Here is a 19,843-nt window from a genome sequence, read left to right on the forward strand (position 1 = left end):
GAGTCTAATATAATAAAACATCAGTAAAATAACTTTTGGAAAATAACATGCAACAAAAAAACCGCGTTATTCTGATTCATGGTCTGCATCAAACCGCTTGGATTATGCGGCCATTGGCCAAACGCTTGCAAGTAGCAGGATTTGACACCCATCAATATGGCTATCGTAGTATGCGTGACGGCATCAAAACCAATAGCGCCCGCCTAAATGACTGGCTAGAAAACCATCATCATCCAGACCAACCGATAGATTTGGTCGGTCATAGTTTGGGCGGTTTGATTATTCGTGATTTTGTCACTGCATATCCGCAATGGCAAATTGGACGCTGCGTAACGCTTGGGACACCGCATTTAGGGAGTGTTTGTGCAGATTATATTTGGCGCTTGACGCCAGCTGTGGTGGGGCGCTCGTACGTCGATGCGCTAGATGGCACGGTCGCACCCTTACCGGAGCATATTACCTTAGGCGTGATTGCCGGTAGTCGTCCTTATGGCTTAGGGCAGTTATTTTTGCAGTATCATAATCGCAAACTGTGTAAGACAAATAACATGCCATCAGCAGAACATCTGCTACACGATGGCACAGTATATATAGAAGAAACCAAAATAGAGGCAGCCACTGACCATATCGTATTACCAGTCTCGCACACTGGAATGCTGGTCGATAAAACAGTGGCCGCACAAACCAAATATTTTTTACAACATGGACAGTTTGACCATAGCGATCTTAAGCATTTATAAATACTAAGCATTTATAGACACTAAGCACTTATAAACGCTACTCTTTATCGTTTAGCGAACATTGATACCCATACCCTGCTGCAACTCGGTTTTATGCTCCTTAATCACTGGAATCAAGGCTTGCATCACCCACTCATTGCGCCAGCCTTTTAACCCTTCTGGCAATTCGCTTAAATCTTTATCAAAAGCAATCACTTCATAGAGCTGTGCGAGCCATTTTTTACGCATCAATACATTAGCAGGTACGCCGATTTTTTCTGCTTGCTTATCTATCGCGTGTTGTACCGCTTTTGACAGTACTTTGTTTTTTGAGCGATACGGTGGTAATAGGCAGTCTGGATGTTCAGCAGGATGCAGATTTTTTGCTTCCTTAATGACCTTTAGCAACTCTTCACCATATAGGCGCAGCATACTACGGTGCATCGTGGTTTTATGTGCCAGCTCGCGCATGTTGTTTGGCTTTTCCGTGATAATCTCACGTACCGCTTGTTTTTTTATGACAAAGGTACGCGGTTGATTGGTCGCCCGTGCCAGCTCTTCGCGCCACGTTGCCACTGCTTGTAGTATCGCCATTTGCTCAGAGGTATAACGATAATCTGCCATCGTGAGATACATCGCCTCGTCTTCAACATGCTGCGCGTCATACAAATCACTGGCATAGAGCTGGCAGTCCGCCCATACATATTCAAACAGACCTTGCTTTTTCAGCTCGTACTCAAGACTTAAATAAAGCGCTGGCAAAAAGCGTACGTCATCAATCGCATATTGCTCTTGCTCATCTGATAGCGGACGCTGTAACCAGTCGGATTGGCTTTGTTCTTTATCAATATGCATATCTAGCTGATCATCAAGCGCCTGCTGATAGCCCATTTGCAATTGACCGGTTAAATAAGACAGGGCAATTTGCGTATCAAAGATATTGGTCAATGGCGGACAACCAGACAGTAGATAAAAAATCCCCAAATCCTCGCCGCAGGCATGCCAAATCGCCACATCCACTTTCATCAGCGCTTGCCACAGCTCAGCCAATTGCAGTTGCGGGGCATCTAACAAATAAATATGGTCACCCACATTTAACTGCACCAGTGCCAAGCGCGGATAATAGGTATCGCGCTTGATAAACTCGGTATCTAACGCTACCCGCCCGCAAGTTGCCAAGGCATCGATAACTTCCTTTAAACCATCTTGCTGACGTACCCAAGTGACCGCAGCTTCATCGGCGATATCTAGCAGTGCATCAATATCTGGCTCGGGCGGCAAATCTGCGGGCGCTACCTCATTATTGACTGATGGTTTTGAGGGCTCATCATCAGTAGCAGCAGTATTGTCTGAGAGATTTGGTTGGATAGCAGCAGTTGAAACAGTTGAAGCATGGTTGGACACGGGCAGATACCTGCATAAATAGGAGGAAATAAAACGCTAAACTGCGTCTTAATAAAAGTGGATAAGAAAACAATTATAACAATTCCATCAAATAAAATGGACAAGACTTGGCTTTTATAGAGAATTTATGAAATTGCCATACAGCATACTATAAGAAAGAGCGATTTTGCATGGCTTGTCCAAGGGTCATACTATCTAGATACTCAAGCTCGCCGCCCATCGGTACACCTTGTGCCAAGCGAGTGACCTTGTTGACATGACGACTGACCGCCTCACTGATAAAGTGCGCCGTCGTTTGACCCTCAACGGTAGTACCAGTTGCCAATATCAGCTCTTCAACAGGCTCTTGCTTAACCCGCCAGACCAGCTGATCGATATTTAAATCATCGGCACTGATGCCGTCTATTGGCGATAAATGACCGCCTAAAACAAAATAGCGCCCACGATAGCCTGCGGTTTGCTCGATAGCCATCACATCGGCGGCGGTTTCGACCACGCATAATAAGCCATTATCACGCCTTGGATCTTGGCATAATGGACAAACAGCCTCATCACTAAAGCTATGGCAGCGCTGGCATTCGACGATATCGCGCATCGCCTCATCAAGCGCTTGCGCGAGCGCCATGCCTTGGGGGCGTTTTTTGGTAAGCAGATGTAGCGCCATACGTTGGGCACTTTTTTGCCCCACGCCCGGCAAAATACGCAGCTGTTTGACCAGCTGATCAAATTTGGCTGTCAGCAAAGTAACTTCCTTTATTTAACTTAATTTATAAATCGTAGCTATAAAAATGGGGTCGTATCGTGTCGATAACAACCCCATTTTTGTGTTCAATCAGCAGTTTTTCGCGCTTAAAAGCTTAATATTTAACGGCTTTTTTTTAAAAAATTAGTCTTTAAAAGTTTCGTCTTTAAAAGCTTAGCGCTTAAAATCCAGCTATTTAGAACATGCCTTGCATACCTGGTGGTAAACCCATACCTGAGGTCGCGCCAGCCATGGTTTCTTCATATAACTCATCTGCTTGACGGACGGCATCATTGATCGCAGCTGCGATTAAGTCTTCAATCATATCAGGCTCATCTTCCAATAAGCTTGGATCTATAGTCAAACGCTTGACCACGTGACGACCTGTCATAGTAACTTTTACCAGACCGCTGCCCGCTTCGGCTTGAACTTCTTTATTGGCCAATTCTTTCTTAGCGTTTTCAACGTTTGCTTCGACTTTCTTTTGCATCGTTTGTGCTTGTTGCATCAATGCTTGAATATTCATAGTTGCCTCTTTGTATTTTGTCTTAATGCGTATAATAATGAATCGTCATTAATCACGTAAACTTGATGTTAACCGCGATTATACCTTTATCTTTACAAACTGTCTAAACCACGCGCCAAATCTTTGATGATATCTTCCACATCTTCTAAACCTACAGATAAACGGATGAGACTATCATTAACACCTGCCTCTGCTCTTGCCTCAGGCGTTAGGCGAAAATGGGTAGTAGTCGCCGGATGAGTAATTGTCGTTTTAGCATCGCCTAAGTTATTGGTGATAGAGACCATTTGTGTTGAATCAATCACATGCCAAGCAGCGGCTTTTGAATCCCTTTTGCTTGAATCAGCGCCAGCCGACGGCTTAACTTCAAAGCCCATAATAGCACCATAACCCCCTTTCATATGATGTTGACGCGTCGCCAACTCATGAGCGGGATGATTACTCAAACCTGAAAAATGCACGGTACTGACGTTGGGATGATTGACCAAAAATTCTGCCACTTGATTGGCATTTTGGCAATGCGCTTGCATACGCAATTTAAGCGTTTCAAGCCCCTTGGTAAAGACCCATGCGTTAAATGGGCTCATGCTGATACCGCCTGAGCGCACCACGGTAAATGCTTCTTGCATCAGCTTATCACTACCGACTAAAGCGCCGCCCAATACCCGACCTTGACCGTCTAGATATTTGGTCGCAGAGTGAATGACCACATCAGCGCCCAAATCTAACGGGCGTTGCAATGCTGGCGTCGCAAAGCAGTTATCAACGACCAATAAGATATCATTGGCTTTACATAGCTGACTTAAATAGCCGATATCGCAGATTTGCGCCAACGGATTGCTGGGGCTTTCGCAATAAATAACTTTGGTATTTGGCTGTACAGCTTTTGCCCACGCGTCATTATCGAAGCAATCGACATAGCTGACTTCAACGCCAAACTTTGCCATATAGTTATTAAATAAACCAATCGATGAGCCAAATAATTGATTGGCAGCGAGCAAATGATCGCCTGATTTTAGGTAGGCTAAACACATGGTCAAAATCGCGCCCATACCTGAGGCGGTCGCCACCGCACGCTCGCCATTTTCAAGCGCGGCTAAACGACGCTCAAAGGTACGCACGCTAGGATTGGTATGGCGTGAATAAACGTTGCCCGTCTTGTCACCATTAAAATGGGCTGCTGCATCTGCTGCCGACTCATAAACATAAGAGCTGGTGGTAAAAATAGCTTCTGAGTGCTCACCTTCGTCGGTACGATGCTGCCCTGCCCGTACCGCAATCGTTTGCATACCATAATCGAGTTCTAGATTGAGCGCGTCACTGCGCCAGTTAGGGTCTACTTTATTCAAATTTTTATCATCATGCACTTGCGACTGGCTCATAAATTTTCCATTGCACTGGTTATTATTAAACATACGGCTTATTTTGATTATAAACAGCATTTGTTCGCGTTATCATAGCATGGCAACTTATTCCAAACAGCTGGTTTCAAAGGCCTGCTAAATATTATTTTTGAATACTATAGGTTTAGCACTTAACATTAGGTTTTAGCACTTAGTGTTCAGAAATTATTATTAAATATTTAGAATTAACTATTAACGACTTAATACTAAAAACACCGATGCATTTATAAGGATAAGATGCAAGCGCAGACGATGACTGGACGATGTGGTTATCATGACCAAATAACGTGCCGTATCTAACAAAAATAACGTATTTATAATAGGCACAGATGACAACAGCTGCTAAGCTTAGCCGCGCTTTGAATATTGCCTTGAGCGATATTATGATCCGCTTCATAATCAGTGCTATCATCGGTAAAAAAGCAAGTAAAGTTAAATCCATTATTCACCAGTATGTCATTACATTCAGGCTCATTAAGGTATCTCATTTATGTCGATGTTTAGTATAGAACCAAGCAACTTATCGCTGAGTCTAACACTGGGACTCACCTTAAGTCTTAGTGGCTGCCAAACTTTGCCAAAGCAGCCACATTTGCCTGAAAGCCAAGCTTTATCAGCGCGTGTTGACGCTCTATATCAGCAAAATGATGAGCCAGAAGACGATAATATTGAAAGCGATAGCGATAATAATCAAAATAGTAGTAATCAAAATAGTAGTAATCAAAATAGTAGTAATCAAAGCAGTAATAATCAAAGCAGTAATAATCAAAGCAGTAATAATCAAAGCAGTAATAATCAAGATAGCAGCCAAGAAAATAGCCCAAATACCAATCCAAAAATCGACAATACGGATTTGGTGGCGGCGATTAGTGAACAAAGTGAGATTCACCCTGATTTATCTGGCTACCATCCGATTGTGACCGGTGCCAATGCGTTTGCCTCACGCAGTATTTTGACCAGTATGGCCACCCGCAATATCGATGCGCAATACTATATTTGGCACGATGACCAAGCCGGACAGCTGATGCTCAAAGACTTATGGGATGCCGCCGAACGCGGGGTTATTGTACGCTTGTTGCTCGATGATTTTAATAATAATGCCAAATTCGATCAGCATTTATTACGTTTTGCCAGTCACCCAAATATCGCGGTACGTATTATTAATCCATTAATGTACCGTAAATTTCAAACTTTAAACTTTGTCACCGGTTTACCGCGAATCAATCGACGCATGCACAATAAAAGCATGATTTTTGATAAGCAAATCACCATTATTGGTGGGCGTAATATCGGTGATGAATACTTAAGTAACGATAAAAACAGCCAGTTTGCGGATTTAGACGTTTTACTGATAGGTAAAGTTGTTGCTGATATTGACAATAGCTTTGCAAGCTACTGGTCGGCACCGATCTCATTTGATATTCAAACCCTAGCGACCCTTGATAAAGGCGAAACCACGGATTTTTTAGAGGGCTTGGATAAGTTAAGAGTTGATGAGAAAAATAACAGCAAAAGTAGCTTAGATGTCTATAAAGCTGCTATCGAAGATTCGTCTATTGATACCGATTTAATCAATAAGCGCGTGCCCTTTCGCTGGACGGACATGCAGTTTTTAAGTGATGATGTTGGTAAACTCACCAAAACTGTCCCAGCCGATACCAATTTGGTGCATCAGCTGCGCACTTTATTGGGCAGCCCGACCAAACGCCTGACTATTATCTCATCTTATTTTGTACCGACCAAAGACGGTGTCAATACGCTGGTTGCTTTGGCCGAAGCGGGCATCGACATCAAGATTTTAACCAACTCTTTTGATGCCACCGATGTGACCGCCGTGCATTCTGGCTACAGTCAATGGCGTCCTAACCTGCTGCGTGCAGGGGTAAAAATCTACGAGCTAAAATCTACCGCTTCTGAAGAAAAACGCGAAAACAAGCTTTGGAAAGCGCGCAGTCAATCGTCAACCAGCTTGCATGCAAAAACCTTTGCCGTTGATGACTATCAAGTATTTATCGGCTCATATAATGTCGACCCGCGCTCCGCGAATATCAATACCGAAATGGGCGTGATTATCAATGATGATGAGCTTGCAAAGCAGTTACATGGTGCGCTCAGCGATGACCTATTAAGCCAAGCTTATGAAGTCAAGTTATTAGAAAACGGCAATTTGCAGTGGCATACCGTAGAAGATGGCAAAAAGGTCATTTACGATTCAGAGCCACGCGTTGATATCAGTGACCATGTGTGGCTGACCATCATGTCATGGTTACCGATTGATTGGTTATTATAACTGTCAGCTCATTTAGCTTTAGCTTGAATTAATTTTAGCTTGAATCAATCAGTTTTGTTTGTAAGCGCTTATTTACAAATTGTCTATAGCGATAGTAACTTGAGCGAGATATCTTAAGCCGATAATTTAATGCTGAAGTATTTTTTAGTGCAAGACCCTATCTTTTCGGCAAATCATTAGCCAGTTATATGATTTGTCGTTTTTTATTATGGCCGGTTATCTAGATGGTGACTGCCTTAACAAACTCTTCCCTATGTGGATGCGTGATATATTATGCCTTCTCGTTCTCAATATGCTCTGATGTCCTCTAAAGATAGAAATGCCGTACTGTTTATTTGCTTTAGCAGCGCGGTCGCGTTTTTTGATTTTTTGATTTATTTATATCTTGCAAATATCATCGCTGCTACCTTTTTACCTGCTAATGCTGACTCTACGGTTGCCAGTATGCAAGGGCTTGGGCTTTTTGCGATTGGGTATTTGGCACGTCCATTCGGCGGCATCATCTTTGGCCGCTTTGGTGATATTAAAGGTCGAAAACCGCTCTTATTAATCAGCATATTGGTGACTGCTGTAAGCTTATTGGCCATGGCCTGCTTACCAACGCACGCACAATGGGGCTTGATTGCGCCCGCCTTATTTATTGCCTTACGTTTGATACAAGGGATGGCATTTGGCGTTTTTGTACCGCTTGCTTGGGTTTTTGTCTCAGAACACGTGCCGCGCCAATATTTATCAGTCGCTTGTGGCTATGTGACCGCAAGTTTCTATGTTGGTGTGTTATTTTCCAACGCCTTTTTTCTTTGGCTGACCAATGCGCTGACCACTGCGCAATTGGCTGATTATGGTTGGCGTATACCATTTTTTATCGCAGCATTTTTGAGCGTTTTACCTTTGTTAGCATGGCGCTGGATAGATGAGTCACCGTTTTTTATCGCTATGAAAGCATCAAAACCACGTGATTATGTGGTCAAACCCTTTACCCTGCTTTTTAAACATTGTAAGCATTCTATCTTTATCGGCTTGGTTCTGACCCTCATTGTCGCTAGTATCACGACCGTTATCGTCCTGTTATTACCAGATTTAATTGAATTGCGCTTTACCCTAGATAATGACTTGTTTGGATTCTCACACAGTCTTGGCATTGTGTTTATGATTTTTGGCTGTGTGTTTTATGGCATCATATCCAATCATCAAAATTTTGGTAAAGTATTGGCGATTGGCTCTGTATTATTGATTGTGCAGATGCTTGCTTTCTTTTACCATCTGCAAGCCAGTGGCGACTATATTCTTATTATGTATGCGCTTTTAGGTTTTTGCGCTGGTATCGTTGGCATGATACCCGCCATTATTGTGCAACTATTTCCGACCAATGTTCGACTCACTGGCATGGCACTTTGTTATAATCTATCTTACGGTCTTGTTGGGGTATTGGTGCCTTTTGCGCTTGGTTACGCCACTTTATACATCAGTTTCTCGCCCGCCCTATACATCGTATTTATCGGCTTTATTGGCATCATCATGGGCATTTATTTTTATAATTTGCCAGAGTTTAGAAAAATCAATGAAGTCATTTAAGAAGTATTTATGTCATAGTAGCCATGTCATTTAGCCCTACTTTGCTTGACCATTGATTTTTTCATCGTTTAACCAATATACCCTTAGTAATAAAAAGCGCCCTGCCTCTATCAGGCATGGCGCTTTATCGACTATTTTTTTTAATATATATAAAAATGCACTTAAAAGCATTCATGCTTAATAACGAGGCTTAACCCTAATGGTTGATATGACCAACAAACGACTCTCTGTTGCGCCAATGATTGATTGGACAACGACAGATTATCGCTACTTTGCACGGCTGTTTAATCCGCACGTTTATCTTTATACCGAGATGATTAGCACCGGTGCGCTGATACATGGCAATCGCGCACGGCATTTGCGCTTTGATACGCTTGAGCATCCGCTGGTGCTACAACTGGGCGGCGCCGATATTAGCGAGATGACCCAATGTGCCCAATTTGCCCAGCAGCATGGCTATGATGAGGTCAATATCAACGTCGGTTGTCCGTCCGATCGCGTCCAACATAATAAGATTGGTGCTTGTCTAATGGCAGAGCCGCATACGGTTGCTGATTTGGTTAAGCATATGCAGGCGGCGGTCGATATTCCGGTGACCGTCAAGCATCGTATTGGTATCGATGATTTTGACAGTTATGAGTTTATGGTGGATTTTGTCGAAAAAGTAGCGGCTGCAGGTTGTACGCGCTTTATTGTCCATGCCCGTACGGCGTGGCTACAGGGCTTGAGCCCGAAGCAAAATCGCGAAATACCGCCATTACGTTATGATGATGTTTACCGGCTTAAGCAGGACTTCCCTGCCCTTGATATCGAAATTAACGGCGGTATCGAAACGGTTGCTGATATCAAAGCCCATTTACAGTATATCGATGGGGTGATGATTGGACGGGCGTTTTATCATAACCCGTACTTGCTGGCAGAAGCTAATAGCTTATGGGGCGAGCCGATTCCTAAGCGCTCAGATATTTTAGCAAAACTATATCCATATTTAGAAGAACAAGTCGCTAAAGGTGAAGCACTACCAACGATGACGCGGCATTATTTAGGGTTGTTCCAAGGTTTGATGGGCGCTCGCAAATGGCGACAGGCATTAAGCGGCAAACCGCAATTAACGATTGATGATATTAAACGAGCCGCTGCCGAAGTCTTAGCCTTAAATCCAGATGCTTAAAGACAAGTAACTACCCTTCTCGCATAAAATATTATAAGCGCCCAATCACATAAGCATAAAACAATGGCTAATTGGTGCAAGTATTCATCAATTAGCTATTTGACATTTATATATAAACATTTAACTAACTTCCGCTAAATACTGCGCCATCGCAGCGCCATTATTAATAATATGTAGCAGCATCGGCAGCACTAGCGAGCCTGACTTAATACGCGCGTAGCAAAATATCAATGCCAATACCACAATGGTGCTGATTTCATAAATGCCATATTGCAAGTGAATCACTGCAAATATTACACTGGTCACTAGACTTGCGACGACTGCGCCGCGATGCTCTGCATAGGTTGCGCCTGGAAACTGCTCAGCGATAGCCGACCACAACAGCCCACGAAATATCAGCTCCTCATAAATTGGCGCGACAATCACCATCGCAAATACCAATAGCCATACAGAGCTGACAGACTGATATAAAGGGTCGACAAAGACCAGTGGCGATTTATCGAGCAGATAAGTTAATGCCTGACTGCCAATCATAAATATCAGCAGCAATCCTAACAGGCCGATGCCTACCGTCCATGAGAAGGGCTTTAGCGCCAAATACTGCTTTACATTCCCGCCTCTCACACGAATCAACAATACGCTGATTGCCACCAGTAATATACAGCCGATGATGATAGAAAGACTTACTACCGTGCCATCATTGCTACCAAAAAAGAAAATATCACCCATGGTTGCATTTTTAGTGGCCGGCAATACCAGTTTCCCCGCGATATAGACGCCGATTAATTGACTGATAAAAAATGTCACCACCATGCCTATGACCAACAGCAACGCACCCAAGCGTGAAAATAGCGGCGCAGGTTTAGACACTGTGGTCTTAATAGATGCGGTGGTCGCTTTTTTTAGCATAAATCGTCACTCAAAAAAGTGTGCTAGCTGCTCACATTACATTTATCCTAACCTCTAGGATTCACAACCATCGTTTATTTTGGCAATTGCTTTTTGATAAGCTCAAGCACTTGACGCGCCACCGACTCTGGGTGCTCAAGCGGGAACATATGTCCGCCAGTGTGGGTTTCATAATCGATATTCAGGCGTGATTTGATTTGCTGCGGGAAGCGGCGCTTAAGAAAGATACTGTCTTCACCAATGATGAGCGTCACTGGCGGTTTAGGTGCACGGTTTGGGGTCAGCCAATACCATGACGGATTGGTACGAAACACCTCAACTTCACTGGCTTTAGGGATTGCCAGTGTGACTTTGCCGTCCGCACGCTCATGTAAACCATGCTCGATATAGCCTTGAAAACTACGCTCATCGAAATCTTTAAAAAAGCCTTTATGACGCAGCTTATCATAAGCGTCTTCGCGGCTATCCCAGACATCACGGCGATGCTTGGACACGCCCGCTGGCGACAGCTTATCCATCAAGCGATTATTCATCAGCGGTAATCTATCGGCGTTTTTTGCCAAATGCCACAGCAGGCTTACTTTGCCATAAATCCACGGTGGATCCATCAGCACCGCTTGCGCAAATATCTCCGGCGCACGGTATAACGCCTGCATAGTACACATGGCACCAAGCGAATGCCCAACGCCTACTAACTGACTCACCCCATGCTGCTCACACGTGCGTTTAACGGTATCAATAATCTGCTGGGTCAGGCTTTGCCAATGGTTATCTACTGGATAATCGGGCGTATTACCCAGCATAGGGATATATTCAATGGTAAAAAATTCAGCAAGCGGGGCAAAAAACGGCGCATAAACGGCGCTTGGCATACCATTGGCATGGGCAAAATGAATGACAGGTTTTTGGGTTATCTTAGACTTGGGTAGTGAAGCAAAGGTCTGTGGATTAATGGCACTCATGACAAGCTCTCAGTAATTTAAATAGCTGTTTATTATAATAATCGAAATTTATATACAATTAAGGCTGAGCATAATCATATACTCAGCCTTAACAATCATACACATTAAATCTAAAATATAAAGCGCTTAGCGCATCTGCGCTTGACCCTCTTCTTGTGGTAACACGTCAAGCTTGATACTTGAACCAAGACCGGCGCCTAACTTAACGGCAAAGCGATCCATAAACAAGCTAAATGGGTCGGTTGGCGTATAATTAACGACGTTATCAAGCTTCAGTTTCTTCTCTAAAGTTGAGATACTGCCTTTTTTGTCAGCTAAGCCAAGCTCAATCGACTGCTCGCCGGTCCAAAACAGCCCTGAAAACAGTTTGTTTTCCTCAGGATTCTTTAGACGATCGCCGCGACCTTCTTTGACCGCATTGATAAAGTGCTTATGAGTATTGTCCAAAACTTTTTCGACGTGCTGCTCTTCATAATCAGTGAGCGGACGTGACAAGCTTAAGATGTCTTTATACTCGCCTGCGGTAATGGTGCGGTCTTTAACGCCAAATTTATCCATTAAGCCTTCGATATTATAGCTTGGCATAATCACGCCAATCGAACCGACTAAGCTTGATGGATTGACATAAATCTCATCCGCAGCTGAAGCGATATAATAAGCGCCCGAAGCACCCATATCACCAATCACCGCGTAGAGTTTTTTGTCAGGATATTCTTGACGCAAATCCATCATCGTCTGCCAGATTTCATCAGACTGTACGGGTGAGCCGCCGGGCGAGTTGATGTCAAGCGCCACGGCCTTGGCATTACTGTTTTCAAAAGCGCGAGTTAAGGCCTCATTAACATCGTAAGCATTGGCGACATCACCACTACTAATCGTTCCTTGGATTTCAACCACCGCCAAATGCGGCTTACTGGTATCCATGCCATCGAGACTGGTAGGTGTTTTAGTGCTGCAACCACGGCCGAGGGTTAAAAATATCAATAATATATAACCAAAGGTCAATAGCTTAAAGAAAATACTCCAGCGACGGGCGCGGCGCTGCTCAACCACACTGGCTAATAACGTATTTTCAATCAGTCGCCACTCTTGTCCGCTCGGCTGATTTGACTGCTGCAGCGGCGTTGGCTGATTTGCCGAGTTGTTAGGACGTTTGTTAGGGTCTGGTGGCCAGTTGGGCATATAACTTCCTAAGTCAGAAACAATGTAAAACAATAAAAGAGAGGGTCTTAAAACTTAATCGAGCAAAAACTTAATACAACCGCAATAAGTATATTTGCTTATATAAGTGCATTTTGGAGCGCTTTCATAAAAGTTAAATAAGCTACTAAGTATGATGCCATTTCACTCATGGTTCAATAGCAGAACTGTGAAATAGCTTGATATTATAAGGGCGACACCTTATAGCAGTGAGGCATTTCATAAGTAGAAGCGAGGCATTTTATAAGCATAGCACTATTAAGGTAAAGCTTAAGGTGAATCCTTAGTATCAGCATTAAAAGCTAAGGCGGCATCTAATGGCTTATTATCGTAAGTGATTATCTCATGGATTTGTTGCTGGCTTATTACCTCAGTAGAGATATGCGAAGTACTGTGTCCAAGCCATGTTGTGCTATTTACGGCATTGTCTAAGGTGTTGTTTAAATTGCTATTTTTATCATTATACTCAATCGAACATAATAACGACCACATTTGCCAAACGCGCGGATGGGTATCGGCATTCAGAACCAGACGTGATTGAGCATTTTTAGCTTGAGGGGTTGGCGCCTCTATATCGGACTGAAGCGTTTGTACTTTGCTAGGTAATGACTTGAGTGGCTCAGCAGCATTATAATTGATGACTTGAATAGGCAGTCGACTATCAATCGCAAGCGTACAATCCCACACACTAACATCGTTTATTTTGCTCCAGCCTGTTATTGCTCGTAAAGTTAAATCACCATTCATGAGTTGCCAGATTTTACCTTGCTCACAACCTTGGGCGCTGATGGTTGCATAAGTTTTATCTTGACCAGATTGACTGGCTACTTGATAAGCGCGCTGACGCTCAGGCCAGCGCTCACTACGTCCTGCTTGCCAGTATTGAGCCGTCGGGAAACGTTGACTTAGTTGCGCTACTGTCATGGGTAGTAATTCAGAGTTATTGGACTTCAATGTTTTACTTTTGCTAGTCGATGATGTTGACAGTGTAGCAGTCAATGTAGCGCTACTACTTTGTACCACGATACCCTCTAAGCGCTTAATGGATAAGCTACGTAATTGCTGCTCTAGGGTCGCGGAAAACTTATCAGCCGTTAGCGTGCTTGGCATCGTACGGACACTATCAGATCTATGGTCGGCCAAAAACAACCAGCTGACATTTTTCTTATTTACCCTTCTAGCGGCTGCGCGTTTCTTATTATCCTTATGCACATTTTCATTATTTATCACAGGGTATTGCAGCAAAACCGCACTCACATATTGGTCGCCAGTCGGTAAAATATAAAGAGTGGGTATTGTGGTTAGTGACTGCTGATTGGCATATACGGTCATCACTAGCAGTGTTAACGGCGGTAGCACGAGCCAACGACTGATAAGCCCGCGCGGCAATAACCACGGTAACATTGCCAATAATACCATCAGCAAAATAGCCATATTGACTGGCGTATAGAGCCATGCCCCTGAGAATATCGGTAATGCCGTCAGCCACATAATCAGCTCGTGTAAATAAGCGACAATGGCAATTACCAGCGCCCAAATAGCATCTGCCAGCGTGGGCACGATAAGATAGCAGAGCCCTGCCAATAGATTCAGCGGTACAATCACCCAGCCAAACAAAACAATGGCAAATAAATTGACGACAAGTCCTAACAATGACGCCTTGCCGAATAATAACAAGGTAATGGGTAATAGCGCGATAAATAGCCAAAACTGTAACTTAAACAGCCTTTTAAAGCCTAGCCACATACGTTTAAGCAGCTGCTTGCTTGTATTGTCATCATGACTAAAAGCCGTTAGCTGGGTAAGTTCTGCTTGAATCGACCGTGCTGAGCTATCCTCGTACTTTAATAACAACGCCACCGCTATAAAGGACAGCCAATAACCTGCCTGCCACAATACATATGGGTCGAGCCACGCCATCAATACCGCCAGCGCCAATAATATACGCATGGTACTAATCGGCAGGAGTGTTAAGCGTATCAAACCTATCGCTAATAACATCCATGCGGTACGCGCAGCAGGAACATCAAACCCGGTAAACAACGCATAAATAAAAGCCGCGCTAATCATAACCCACCAGCGCACTTGCCAGCGCGGGATATGACGATATAGAGAGGGACAAAAACGATTAAGCAGTACGACAGCCAATCCCGCTAACACAATCGCTAAAAATAAAACATGCGTCCCTGAGATAGCCAGTAAGTGTGAAATACCTGCCAGCTGATATAAATCTTTGGTATCGCGATTGATTAAGCTGCGATCACCGGTCAGCAAACTTAAAGTTACCGCTTTTGCTTGCTGCTGTGCGGTAGTTTGTGCGGCCCAATCTTGATAAAAGTGTTGACGCAGCTGCCAACGTCCTTGGTCGATAACGCTACGCAAACGGTATAAATAAGACTCAGCAGCTTTAGATGCTGCTGAGTCATCAAACGGAATAGTCGAGGTACTGGTCGCTATTATATTAGCAACGCCATCGATATGCCGACCCCGTAACCACCGATAACTATCAAACCCGGTTGGATTATTCAGCGCTTGCTCAGAGTTAGCAAGTGGCGCTAGCGTTAAGGTCATCAATAATTGATCACCGGGCTGCAGATGATTTAAGTCTATAATCTGTGTTTGCTTAAATGGGTTTTTAGCTTGTTTCGTAGAATATTTTTTGGAAGGTTTTTTAGGCTTGGGCTTTTTTGGATATGCGTTTAACAATACGCGGTATTCAGCTCTCTCAAAGCTTTCAAAATCTTCAGAATTATCATGGTTTAAATTAGCTGTATGTTCGCTATCTTTGCTTAGGCTATTATTCAACCCTTCTTTATAATTGGCAGCGTAATCCGCGGTAAGATTATCTAAATCCTGCGCTGTCAATTCAGACAATAACGGTGATATCTGACTGATGGTGGCAACCTGTCGATATCCACTATCACTTACAACATCATAAACACTATCACTTATGCCTTCGATGCTAACCAGCGCCTGTACACGCAAAGGTTGTTTTATGGCGCTACTTTGCGCCTGTTGATGACTTATCAAGGCGAGCAGTCCACTACCACTAATCAGCGTCAGTGCTAGCGCTGCTAATAATAAATAGCGGACACACTTAGAAAGTAACGACAAGCTATACGCTGAGGTTTTCGTAGAATTTTTAACAGAAGGGTTTTGAGCAAGAGGTGTTTTTTCGTTAAAGGAATGAGGAAATGAAATACGACATTGACTGACGACTAACAAAATAATAGTAAGTATCGTTAATAATAGCGGCAATGTCGCAGTAGCACTGAGGTCTGCTAATAACGGACTAATAGGCAGCGGCATGCTATCAGCAACGGCTAAAACGCCTATCATAACGATGATTATCAAGCTACCAATTAACCAGTACACCAGCGCTCCTTGCTTGATAGTCTGTATGATAAGTATAGGCTGTATGATAAATGATGATTGACGATAGCCTTAATGTTAGACCGAACCGTCAAGCGATGGCATTTATCCTGCTATTACCCTATACTGAGCAGAAATATTGCGATAGTGATTATCCAACATTATCTTCCTGCTTTTCTGATAACATCCTTACCTGTATTTTTTATCAATAATATCACTGCATACCAGCCCATCATTATGATTGAGCGGGCTGTAGATAACGAGTAAAGGCGATTCTGTGCCAAACAAACGTCTGAAAGACCTACTTCCTACCCCTGAAAAAATCCTAGCCAGTCGCACATTAAAACTGTTTGCGCCGCAGCTTGCTGACCCGCGTTTGTGGCATTTTAATCGCCATAGTCTAAATAAAGCGGTTTATATCGGTGTGCTTAGCGCGTTTTTTCCGCTGCCAGGACAAATGTTACTGGCATTAATCGGCGCGCTCATTTTTCGAGCCAATGTCCCGATGGCGCTCGGTCTGACTTGGATTACCAATCCAGTGACCAGCTTACCGGTCTTTTATGCTGGCTACTATGTCGGTGCCAAAATCCTTGACGTACCGATGATTAGTTTGCGGCTTATCGGCAGTATGATTGCTGATTTTAGCTTATGGGCATTGTCAGATGGCGCTAATCCCTTTATTACTTATAAAGGCACGGTATCTCTGACGGCGTTCTGTTTAGGACTCACGATTTTAGCCATCGTTAGCAGCATTGTATGCGGTTTGGCGTTTAAAGCCATCTGGCGCTATAAGACCGTCACCAGCTGGCAAAAACGCCAGCAGAACTCCTCTGACGAAACGCCTAAGCACTAACAGCTATTACTCATTTATAACGATTCATTCAGCACCAGTCATACGATAAAAATAGCAGCATTTTATAAAAATCATTGCCCAAATTTTAGGCGGCGTTATAATTCGCCTTCTTGCTCTTTATGTTTTTCGATAGCATTGAGAATATTATCAGTAAGATTGGTATCCATCACAAAGACATCTATCACCTTCTCATCTTTAAGCAGCGTATAGCGCTTGCCAGTCGCACTATCTTGCGCCTTTAAGTCGTAATCGACACCCACTAAAGTAATCGAGTCAAAAACTGGCGTTAGCAACTCTATTTGTGCCTGCTTATCAATGGTGTCGAACAACGTTGGATCCATATAAGGCTTTAAGGGCTCATTACCTTCTTCGATACTGCCAAATGCTTCAATCGGGTCATCGTCTTTATTCATACTATCCATCCTTACTTAATGAATAAGGCTGCCCTATACAGCCTATTTGTTATCTTATTTTTATAAAAATTCTAACCCTATCATGCTACTGCTTAGTAACGGCAATCATGCAACTTTTAGAAGAAACGGTTAAGAATATTATTTAGTACATTGTTTAAAATGAAAGGTTAAAGGTTTAATAATCTTCCCAATGACCATTACGCAATAATAGCTGACGGTCAGCAAGTGCTGCCAAACTACGGTCATGCGTCACCATTAACAGCGCCGTTTGCATCGTACTTTGCAGCTCGGATAACAGCCCAAACACACTTTGAGCATTGTCATAATCCAAGTTACCGGTCGGCTCATCGGCCAAGACAAGCGATGGCTTAGTCACCAGCGCGCGGGCAATCGCCACACGTTGACGCTCACCGCCTGATAGCTCACCTGGCCTGTGCGCCAAACGGTGCTCAAGACCAACACTGTTTAAAATATCTATCGCTTGTTGGCGCGCTTCAGTAGTCGACATTTTTGGGCGCATCAGCAGCGGCATAGCGACGTTTTCAACCGCAGTAAATTCCGCCAATAGATGATGAAACTGATAAATAAACCCTAAGTGCTTGTTACGCATCGCGCCGCGCTCAGTCTCATTCATGGTATTTAGCAGCTGCCCATGTAGCCAGACTTCACCACTGGTTGGCGTATCAAGTCCGCCGAGCAAGTGCAACAAGGTGCTTTTTCCTGAACCACTGGTACCGACAATCGCAATGCGTTCACCAGCATTGACGGTCAAATCTAAGCCCGTCAATACTTGGGTACTCACCGCCCCTTCATCGTAAATTTTATTAATATTGGTCGCTTTTAAAATCGCAGACATAGCGCTTCCTTTATTTTATTTATCATGGCATTAACGCCTATATATTACTCATAACGTAGCGTTTGCGCGGGCTGAATTTTAGCCGCTCGGCGTGCTGGATAAATGGTCGCCAAAAAGCTCAATACAAATGACGCACTGGTAATCAGCACCACATCGGTCAAACGCAGCTGCGATGGCAGATAGTTCACAAAGTAAGCATCAAATAAATTCAAACCAAAGCTATTATTAATAAAGCCCAAAATATCACTGACGGTCAGGGCAAAGATAACGCCGAGTATCGTGCCTGCAATCGTACCGATAAAACCAATGACCACACCCTGTACCATAAAGACATGGGTAATCAGACGCGGTGAAGCACCAAAGGTTTTTAGAATGGCGATATCGGCTTTTTTGTCGGTGACTAGCATCACCAAACTTGAGACAATATTAAAAGCCGCAACTAAAATAATTAAGAATAACAGCAAGCCAACCATGGCTTTTTCCATTTGAATCGCACCGAACAGATTGCCGTGCGTTTGGGTCCAATCGCTAGGATATAACTGCTCAGGGGCAATGGCAGCAGCTCGTTGGGCGGCCATCGGTGCGTTAAAGATATCGTCAAGCTTCATACGAATGCCCTGCGCGCCCTCTGGTAGACGCAGTAATTTTGCCGCGTCACCCATCGGAATAAACGCCATCAGGCTATCTACTTCAGGGCTGATGGTAAAAATACCCGTCAACGTAAAACGCTTAAAGCGCGGTATCACACCCGCTGGTGATGGCGACGCTTCTGGCAACACCAACGTCACTTTATCGCCTAAGCGCAGCCCCAAAGATTGCACCATCTCTTCACCAAGCACAATACTGAACTCACCGTTTTGTAAGGTATCAATACTGCCTTCTACCATATGCTCGTTAATGATAGAGACGTTTTTCTCGTACTCAGGATCGACGCCGGTGACCATAATCCCAGCCACTTGACCGTTGGAGGTCAGCATACCTTGCAGCTGGATAAAAGGCGCAACGGCAGCGACTTCTGGATCTTCTTTGATCTTATCTGCCACCTGTTTCCAATCACCGATAATCTCGGTTGAGATCACCGTCGCTTGTGGCACCATACCCAAAATACGAGTCTTTAGCTCCCGATCAAAACCATTCATGACCGATAGCACGGTAATCAATACCGCCACGCCAAGCGTCAGACCAATCATTGAAATCAGCGATATAAAGGAGATAAAACCATTACTACGCTCTGCTCGGGTGTACCGTAAGCCGATAAATAACGCTAAAGGACGAAACATATTCAAACTCTTTATCTTATCCACGTGCGACTTTATTTATGTTATAAAACCAGATGCAACAACCGCCTCGTAGCATTACATTTACTAAGACAGTTACCGCAAAAACATATCAATCGAACACAAAAACAGGGGTTATGACCAGCAAAATGCCGCTGTCAAAAGGGAGCT

16 protein-coding genes are annotated in these 19,843 nt (G+C 43.7%); 5 read left to right on the top strand and 11 right to left on the bottom strand.

Annotated elements, in window-relative coordinates:
- Positions 1 to 47: 47 nt before the first annotated feature.
- The gene (locus tag ACP7AA_RS10025; RefSeq protein WP_426223477.1) at positions 48 to 740 is read left to right on the top strand and encodes an esterase/lipase family protein; all 693 of its coding nucleotides are present in this window, start codon (positions 48 to 50) and stop codon (positions 738 to 740) included.
- Positions 741 to 791: 51 nt separating this feature from the next.
- On the opposite strand, the gene ACP7AA_RS10030 is transcribed toward ACP7AA_RS10025, so the two are convergent.
- The 4 genes from ACP7AA_RS10030 to ACP7AA_RS10045 form a co-directional block, all read right to left on the bottom strand.
- The gene (locus ACP7AA_RS10030) at positions 792 to 2,123 is read right to left on the bottom strand and encodes a ribonuclease D (protein ID WP_426223478.1); all 1,332 of its coding nucleotides are present in this window, start codon (positions 2,121 to 2,123) and stop codon (positions 792 to 794) included.
- 148 nt (positions 2,124 to 2,271) lie between these two features.
- On the bottom strand, positions 2,272 to 2,865 hold the full coding sequence (gene recR, locus ACP7AA_RS10035; protein ID WP_296175599.1) for a recombination mediator RecR: 594 nt from the start codon (positions 2,863 to 2,865) through the stop codon (positions 2,272 to 2,274).
- A 196-nt stretch (positions 2,866 to 3,061) separates the two neighbouring features.
- Positions 3,062 to 3,391, bottom strand: a complete 330-nt coding sequence (locus ACP7AA_RS10040) for a YbaB/EbfC family nucleoid-associated protein (protein ID WP_025651278.1) — start codon at positions 3,389 to 3,391, stop codon at positions 3,062 to 3,064.
- Between the two features lie 92 nt (positions 3,392 to 3,483).
- Positions 3,484 to 4,773, bottom strand: coding sequence for an O-succinylhomoserine sulfhydrylase (locus ACP7AA_RS10045; RefSeq protein ID WP_426223479.1), 1,290 nt, complete (start codon positions 4,771 to 4,773; stop codon positions 3,484 to 3,486).
- 511 nt (positions 4,774 to 5,284) lie between these two features.
- Here ACP7AA_RS10045 and ACP7AA_RS10050 point away from each other — a divergent pair.
- From ACP7AA_RS10050 to dusA, 3 genes are all read left to right on the top strand, one after another.
- Positions 5,285 to 7,084, top strand: a complete 1,800-nt coding sequence (locus ACP7AA_RS10050) for a phospholipase D family protein (protein WP_426223480.1) — start codon at positions 5,285 to 5,287, stop codon at positions 7,082 to 7,084.
- A gap of 273 nt (positions 7,085 to 7,357) precedes the next feature.
- Entirely contained in the window at positions 7,358 to 8,659 is a 1,302-nt protein-coding gene (locus tag ACP7AA_RS10055) for an MFS transporter (RefSeq protein WP_426223481.1), read from the top strand.
- A gap of 199 nt (positions 8,660 to 8,858) precedes the next feature.
- The gene (dusA, locus tag ACP7AA_RS10060; protein ID WP_426223482.1) at positions 8,859 to 9,830 is read left to right on the top strand and encodes a tRNA dihydrouridine(20/20a) synthase DusA; all 972 of its coding nucleotides are present in this window, start codon (positions 8,859 to 8,861) and stop codon (positions 9,828 to 9,830) included.
- Between the two features lie 120 nt (positions 9,831 to 9,950).
- Here dusA and ACP7AA_RS10065 read toward each other — a convergent pair whose 3' ends face one another.
- The 4 genes from ACP7AA_RS10065 to ACP7AA_RS10080 form a co-directional block, all read right to left on the bottom strand.
- Complete coding sequence (locus ACP7AA_RS10065) at positions 9,951 to 10,739, bottom strand: CPBP family intramembrane glutamic endopeptidase (RefSeq protein WP_426223483.1); 789 nt, start codon at positions 10,737 to 10,739, stop codon at positions 9,951 to 9,953.
- Positions 10,740 to 10,813: 74 nt separating this feature from the next.
- Positions 10,814 to 11,701 (bottom strand): alpha/beta fold hydrolase, encoded by an 888-nt coding sequence (locus ACP7AA_RS10070; RefSeq protein WP_426223484.1) that lies wholly within the window; start codon positions 11,699 to 11,701, stop codon positions 10,814 to 10,816.
- Between the two features lie 126 nt (positions 11,702 to 11,827).
- Positions 11,828 to 12,883 (bottom strand): signal peptide peptidase SppA, encoded by a 1,056-nt coding sequence (sppA, locus tag ACP7AA_RS10075; RefSeq protein WP_426223485.1) that lies wholly within the window; start codon positions 12,881 to 12,883, stop codon positions 11,828 to 11,830.
- 288 nt (positions 12,884 to 13,171) lie between these two features.
- On the bottom strand, positions 13,172 to 16,276 hold the full coding sequence (locus tag ACP7AA_RS10080) for a ComEC/Rec2 family competence protein (RefSeq protein WP_426223486.1): 3,105 nt from the start codon (positions 16,274 to 16,276) through the stop codon (positions 13,172 to 13,174).
- A gap of 274 nt (positions 16,277 to 16,550) precedes the next feature.
- Between ACP7AA_RS10080 and ACP7AA_RS10085 the strand changes: the two genes are divergently transcribed.
- Positions 16,551 to 17,126 (top strand): DUF2062 domain-containing protein, encoded by a 576-nt coding sequence (locus ACP7AA_RS10085; protein ID WP_281490095.1) that lies wholly within the window; start codon positions 16,551 to 16,553, stop codon positions 17,124 to 17,126.
- A gap of 95 nt (positions 17,127 to 17,221) precedes the next feature.
- On the opposite strand, the gene ACP7AA_RS10090 is transcribed toward ACP7AA_RS10085, so the two are convergent.
- The 3 genes from ACP7AA_RS10090 to ACP7AA_RS10100 all read right to left on the bottom strand — a co-directional run bounded on the left by ACP7AA_RS10090 (position 17,222) and on the right by ACP7AA_RS10100 (position 19,675).
- Positions 17,222 to 17,539 (bottom strand): hypothetical protein, encoded by a 318-nt coding sequence (locus tag ACP7AA_RS10090; RefSeq protein ID WP_426223487.1) that lies wholly within the window; start codon positions 17,537 to 17,539, stop codon positions 17,222 to 17,224.
- A gap of 175 nt (positions 17,540 to 17,714) precedes the next feature.
- Positions 17,715 to 18,395, bottom strand: coding sequence for a lipoprotein-releasing ABC transporter ATP-binding protein LolD (gene lolD, locus ACP7AA_RS10095; protein ID WP_201565678.1), 681 nt, complete (start codon positions 18,393 to 18,395; stop codon positions 17,715 to 17,717).
- A 44-nt stretch (positions 18,396 to 18,439) separates the two neighbouring features.
- Positions 18,440 to 19,675 (bottom strand): lipoprotein-releasing ABC transporter permease subunit, encoded by a 1,236-nt coding sequence (locus tag ACP7AA_RS10100; RefSeq protein ID WP_201565679.1) that lies wholly within the window; start codon positions 19,673 to 19,675, stop codon positions 18,440 to 18,442.
- Positions 19,676 to 19,843: the final 168 nt, after the last annotated feature.

It is taken from the genome of Psychrobacter sp. DWR1-2-3 (genome assembly GCF_049896465.1).
Lineage (GTDB): Bacteria > Pseudomonadota > Gammaproteobacteria > Pseudomonadales > Moraxellaceae > Psychrobacter > Psychrobacter maritimus.